At 45.7% G+C, this 5,241-nt stretch carries 6 protein-coding genes; 1 reads left to right on the top strand and 5 read right to left on the bottom strand.

Annotated features, from left to right (window positions below):
* Positions 1-101: 101 nt before the first annotated feature.
* The 4 genes from C7B77_RS23520 to C7B77_RS30365 form a co-directional block, all read right to left on the bottom strand.
* Positions 102-1,565, bottom strand: coding sequence for an MOP flippase family protein (locus tag C7B77_RS23520; RefSeq protein ID WP_106310659.1), 1,464 nt, complete (start codon positions 1,563-1,565; stop codon positions 102-104).
* A complete protein-coding gene (locus C7B77_RS23515) occupies positions 1,562-2,593 on the bottom strand; it encodes a glycosyltransferase family 2 protein (protein ID WP_106310657.1) in 1,032 nt (343 codons plus the stop codon). The genes C7B77_RS23520 and C7B77_RS23515 overlap by 4 nt, the downstream gene beginning before the upstream one ends.
* A gap of 63 nt (positions 2,594-2,656) precedes the next feature.
* Complete coding sequence (locus tag C7B77_RS23510) at positions 2,657-3,571, bottom strand: glycosyltransferase family 2 protein (protein ID WP_106310655.1); 915 nt, start codon at positions 3,569-3,571, stop codon at positions 2,657-2,659.
* A 61-nt stretch (positions 3,572-3,632) separates the two neighbouring features.
* Complete coding sequence (locus tag C7B77_RS30365) at positions 3,633-3,815, bottom strand: hypothetical protein (protein WP_181243992.1); 183 nt, start codon at positions 3,813-3,815, stop codon at positions 3,633-3,635.
* 237 nt (positions 3,816-4,052) lie between these two features.
* Between C7B77_RS30365 and C7B77_RS23505 the strand changes: the two genes are divergently transcribed.
* The gene (locus C7B77_RS23505; protein WP_106310653.1) at positions 4,053-4,748 is read left to right on the top strand and encodes an urease accessory protein UreF; all 696 of its coding nucleotides are present in this window, start codon (positions 4,053-4,055) and stop codon (positions 4,746-4,748) included.
* A gap of 79 nt (positions 4,749-4,827) precedes the next feature.
* Here C7B77_RS23505 and C7B77_RS23500 read toward each other — a convergent pair whose 3' ends face one another.
* Complete coding sequence (locus C7B77_RS23500; RefSeq protein WP_106310651.1) at positions 4,828-5,118, bottom strand: ssr2422 family thylakoid membrane protein; 291 nt, start codon at positions 5,116-5,118, stop codon at positions 4,828-4,830.
* Positions 5,119-5,241 lie beyond the last annotated feature (123 nt).

Below are 5,241 nucleotides of genomic sequence, written 5' to 3'. Positions count from 1 at the left end.
TTAAGGTTACAGGCTTGCTCATTGTCAAACTTTAACCCAATTTGACTACCTCTCTCCAAAATGAGCGAACCGTGAGTGCATAAGCTACCTATGGGTTAAACTTAAATATTTTGTGCTTTTGAGCGTGTCAGCACAATGTTCAGGAATTCTTGTAGTTTTAGAAAGAGTTTTGGTGATAGCCATCGGAGAACTAATCCATAAGAGAAGATACCGATCGCAATACAAACTGCCAACAGCATCTGCTGATTGAGCAATTGACTAAGAAAAAACTTGGTCATTAACATAACAGTCACCATGATTAATGAGCTAATCAATGGGATGAAAAAGTTATGAAAATATTTAAAAAATGAAATTTGGATTAAACGACTAACGAACCATTGGCTAATTGGTAGAACTAGGTAGCCACGAATTACGTAAGCACAAGCGACTGCAACAATTCCCCAGCGAATGGCGATCGCAAATCCAGCTAAATTTAACGTTGCATTCAGTAAGCCAAACCAAAATGTCCAGATCGGTTTTCCCATTGCAATAAATACTGACCCCTTAAAGAAGGCAACAGCTTTGAAGATTCCAGCCAGGGATAGCACCTGTAGCACCGGGATTGATGGGGTCCATTGCGATCCGAAGAACAACACGACAAATTCTGGAGCAAGGACTGTCATCCCCAGGAATATCGGAAAGGCAACAACGCTGGTTAATTGAGTCGCAGTGTGAAATGCCTGTCGAAACTGCTCGGGGTCTTGCTGGAGCCGTGAAAATGTGGGGAGTGCCACTTTAGTTCCAGCACTCAATAGCACCTGCGTCATCACACTCAAAATGCGGTAGGCAATCGTGTAATAGCCCAATGGAACTGGCCCTAAGAAGTATCCAATCAGAAAATCATCGGCTCTGGTGTTGAGGAAATTTAGGAGGTTGAAACCCAATAAACTAATCCCAAAACCAAACAGGTGTTGAAGGTGTGGAAGAGAGAATTTGAGTCCTGGTCTCCAGTTGCTCGCTCGCCAGAGCATTACCGTTCCTACCAGCTCTTGCACGATTTGTTGGTAGACCAAACTCCAAACTCCTAAACCAGAGATCGCCGCAATCAGACCCACACAGCCCCCGACGAGCGTTCCGAGCAGGCTCCGCAGCGCGATCGCCCGAAATGCCAGATTGCGCTCTAGTATCGCTTGTTGAACATTTCCAAATGCCGTGATGATACATAGCAGCGAGAATCCTTGCAGAATTGGTGCCAGCTCTGGCTGACGGAACAGTTGCGCAATCGGACTTGCGCTCGTGTAGCCAATCAGGGTCAGAGCCACCCCAATTGTCAGATTCGTCCAAAAGGCGGTATCGAGGTGTTCTGGGTCGAGTTCGCGCCGTTGCACCAGAGCTTGAGCAAAACCCTGGTTGAGAAAGATCTGCATGAATGCCAGAAAGATGCTGGCAAATGCTACCAGACCGAAGGCTTCTGGCTTTAGCAGCCGAGCTAACACAAAAAACACCAGCAAGGAACCAGCCTGACTGCCCCAGTTCTCGATCGCAGACCAAACAATTCCCTTAACTGCCTTGTCTCGAATGCTCATGAGGAAGAACTGGACTGCTGCAACGGGGTGGGAGTCGGCTCTGATTTATGCCAAACCTGACTGAGGGCATAATGGCTGACAATTAGGCGGTTGAGAATCACCTCAATCAGCACGAAAGCTTTCTGCAAGAGTTTGTTCTTTTGTCCGCCAGGCATATGTTCCATCAGCGGTCGGATGATTGCCAGCTTACGCCGCCAGATTAGATATCCGCCACCATGCTCGTCCTCAGTGAGATTCCATTTTTTCTGTAACCGCTTCAAACTGGCAATTCCCCAGGCATCGCTCCAGCGCAGCATATAGAAGTGCAAGTCCGACCAACAGGGTGACAAGCCCGGAACGTAAGTAACCAGCGACGATGGCTCCAAATATACAGTACCTCCCGCTTGTGCCACGGTCATGCAGAAGTCCGCATGTTCTTTGGTGTTCATGACTGCCTCATCTAGCAGTCCAATTTTTTCAAAAATGGCAGTACGGACAAAAATGCAGTGAAATTCTGCCATCTCTGTCGCTTTGCGGGTCAGCTTGCCTTGCACATCCTTTAGCCGCCGACCGCGATAGTGCAGCTTCGACAAAATATAGCGTTTGACCTCGCTACCTTCTTCTTTGATGACCAGATGGGCTTCACCCCCCGCACAGTGAACCCGTTCGTGGACGGGCATTCCTTCTCCTGTCAGCGGCGTGACGATCGTCGCGCCTGTTTCCTCCGCGCACTGGATCATCTGCTGCAACCAGCCTGGTGAAACAATCACATCATTGTCAATAAATACGACATACTTGGTGCTAACTTGCTGCAGTCCAATGTTTCTAGCACGATTGGGCGTTAAGTAGTAATTTGTCCGAATGAGTTGGAAGTTCTTCTGCTGGGACTGTGTTGCTAAATACTGTCGAATGTGGGTAGGCGATCCGCCATCGACATACACCAGATGAAATGGCGTTTCAGTGTATTCATAAATGCTCTCTAGTGATTCCTGCGTTAAACTAAATCGCTCTCTAGGAACGACAATAATCGTTACTTGTGGCTCAGTCATGAATCATCCCTCACTGGCTGTAGTTGAATATAAATTCTTGCGATCGAGTTTTTTTAGCAAGACTTACTCTCTAGCTGAAATTGCTCCTGCCTTTAATTTCAATCGTTCCCAAGCACTAATGTATCGTACAAAACACATTACTAACGAAACATCTAGCTTCTGCTTAAATCCTTGTAAGCGAGAATCTAAAATTGCATTGAAAATGAACATCAAGGGAGGAATCAGGTCTAACGCAAATTTTTGAATAAATAAAACATTCTGTTTCAGCAAAGACGATTCTTTTTGTCGCTGGAGGTCATAATCTCCTCCGACAAGGCGAATTGTTCGTTTGTACAGTTCTTTGAACGATCTCCGTGCGGGATGATGAACGCGCGCTGCTTCGGCATAAGCTTGCTCGTATCCGTGAGCAAAAACTCGCTGCCCCCACTCTACATCTCCGCCGGATTTTAGGTTGGAATTAAAATTGCCAACGTTTTCAAATATATGCCTAAATGTGAAGAGATTTGCGGTTGCACCAAAATGTCGGCTTTCTAGTAGCTGTTTTTGTGGAAATGCTGTAATGCTTTCATACAATTCGACTGGGGTTACTTCTTGGTCATTCTGAAAGAAAACGTCGATGCGACCCGCCACTAAACCGCAGTTTCTAGTTTGCCGTAAACACTCTAAGCCTTTTTCAATCCAATTCGGTGCGGGAATACAATCGGCATCGGTAAACGCAATCACGTCACCTTTTGCAATAGAAATACCCTTATTACGCGCAGCATAGGAACCCGGTTTAGATTCAAAAGCTGCGATCGCTCGATCGAATTGAGTGACTAGCTGGTCTATGCTCTCGTTTGGATCGGAACCATTATCAACAACGATTACCTCGTAACAGTCTTTGGGATAAGTCTGATTTTCTAAAGCCTGCAAACAAAGCTTTAGTCGATGGACATCATTGAATACAGGAATGATTACAGAAATAAATGGGGTGTCCATATCTGTTAAGACATCATATTTAGCAGAAACGCATTTTTGGGTCGATACTTTTCCAGTTCTATTACACTGTAGTCGTTAGGTGAATATCTTCATTGACTGGATTCTTCCACTCTTCCTTGGCGAACTCCTCGCGATAAGATCTCTCAAAATTGACGTTCCAAAGTTTGAATGGATTATGATGCTTGAGGGCGGCAACGTTTGTTGGCACGCACCACTGTACGCCAGACGTGGCGCAGTGTTTCAATCGCAAACGCCAACCCGCTGTACCCGTAGTACAACTAATGCCAGGGCATCGTGGCGATCGCAAGCGTAAGGGATTTCGCAGGTAGAGTCAAGGGCTTGTTGGAAATTGTGTTATGCGATCGTTACTTGATTCTGCGATCGATGCTGCGAGGATACAGGGTTCAATGGTTTTTTATCTTCACCGTTGCGATCGAGCAACTTCTATAGTAAGGATGTAATGTATTAATAAATTGGGTTAATGGATCGCGAAAATTCTACCCCAGATCGCCAACAGCTCTTAAGATTGCTTCAGTTATCGAGTCCGCTATTACCTGTCGGGGGATATAGTTATTCGGAAGGATTGGAGCAGATTATCGATCGTGGTATTATCCGCGATCGCGAGACGCTGCAAGCCTGGATCGATCGCGAATTACAGACTGGAGCCATTCGGATCGAGACGGCGATGGTAGATCGGGCTTATCTGGCGGGGATGGCTGGCGATCTCGAACGTGCGTGTTACTGGAACCAATGGCTTTCCGCCGCTCGCGAAACTGAAGAATTGCGCCTCCAAAGTTGGCAAATGGGTGGTTCGTTAGTAAAACTGGCACTCGAATTAACACCAGAGATCGCCGATTCGATTTCAGCTATCGGTAATCCTTGTAATTATGCGATCGCGTTTGGAGTTGTCGCGCAGTCTTGGCAAATCGATCGGGATGCTACAATCTTGGCTTACTTACATACTTGGGTGGCAAATCAGCTCGGTGTGGGGATTAAATCCATTCCGCTAGGGCAAACAGCCGGACAACAGATCTTATGGCACTTACAGGCTAATATCGATGCCTTGGCGCGGACAATTCCGACTTTAGCCGATGGCGATCTCTATGCCTGTAGTTGGGGACTATCATTAGCGAGTATGCAGCACGAAACCCTTTATAGCCGTCTGTTTAGAAGCTGATTGACGGACAAAACTCTGGCAATGTCGAAACAGCCTACATTGGGTAGAGAGCAAAGCTCAACAAATACTCAGCAGCGTACTATCTAAAAGTAAAGACAGATGCGAATATGGTAATCGCGGTCGCTGCTACAATTAGGGTAAAAGATAAGATAATTACCCACTGTGTCGCTTGTCGATCGTAGTCGAATTTAGTGTTAAAAAGCTTTGCATCTAGTTTGGCTTCTTTGAGTTCGGCTTTTAATTCGGTTCTAACTTCTTCAATCTTTTTCTCTAATCGGTTTTCAGATGCTGTGAATTCGGTTTTGAGTCCTGTGAATTCGGTTTTGAGTTCAGAGATAGAGTCTAGGACTTGCTGTAATTCGGTTGACATTTGTTGAATTATAGTTGAGTATACATGCTTCAATTGTAAAGTCACTATACAGCACTTTCCTTTGTTATGAAGTACAGTAGCAACAATTAGCAAACCAATTTCGTAGGTGAAGAGGATTAATGA

The organism is Chamaesiphon polymorphus CCALA 037 (assembly GCF_003003845.1).
Classification (GTDB): Bacteria; Cyanobacteriota; Cyanobacteriia; order Cyanobacteriales; family Chamaesiphonaceae; genus Chamaesiphon; species Chamaesiphon polymorphus.
This window is presented reverse-complemented; position numbering and strand designations above follow the sequence as displayed.

Excerpts from the sequence above, each read along its gene's own strand:
- C7B77_RS23520 (WP_106310659.1), bottom strand. The coding sequence starts at position 1,565 with ATGAGCATTCGAGACAAGGCAGTTAAGGGAATTGTTTGGTCTGCGATC.
- C7B77_RS23515 (WP_106310657.1), bottom strand. The coding sequence starts at position 2,593 with ATGACTGAGCCACAAGTAACGATTATTGTCGTTCCTAGAGAGCGATTT.
- C7B77_RS23510 (WP_106310655.1), bottom strand. The coding sequence starts at position 3,571 with ATGGACACCCCATTTATTTCTGTAATCATTCCTGTATTCAATGATGTC.
- C7B77_RS23505 (WP_106310653.1), top strand. The coding sequence starts at position 4,053 with ATGGATCGCGAAAATTCTACCCCAGATCGCCAACAGCTCTTAAGATTG.
- C7B77_RS23500 (WP_106310651.1), bottom strand. The coding sequence starts at position 5,118 with ATGTCAACCGAATTACAGCAAGTCCTAGACTCTATCTCTGAACTCAAA.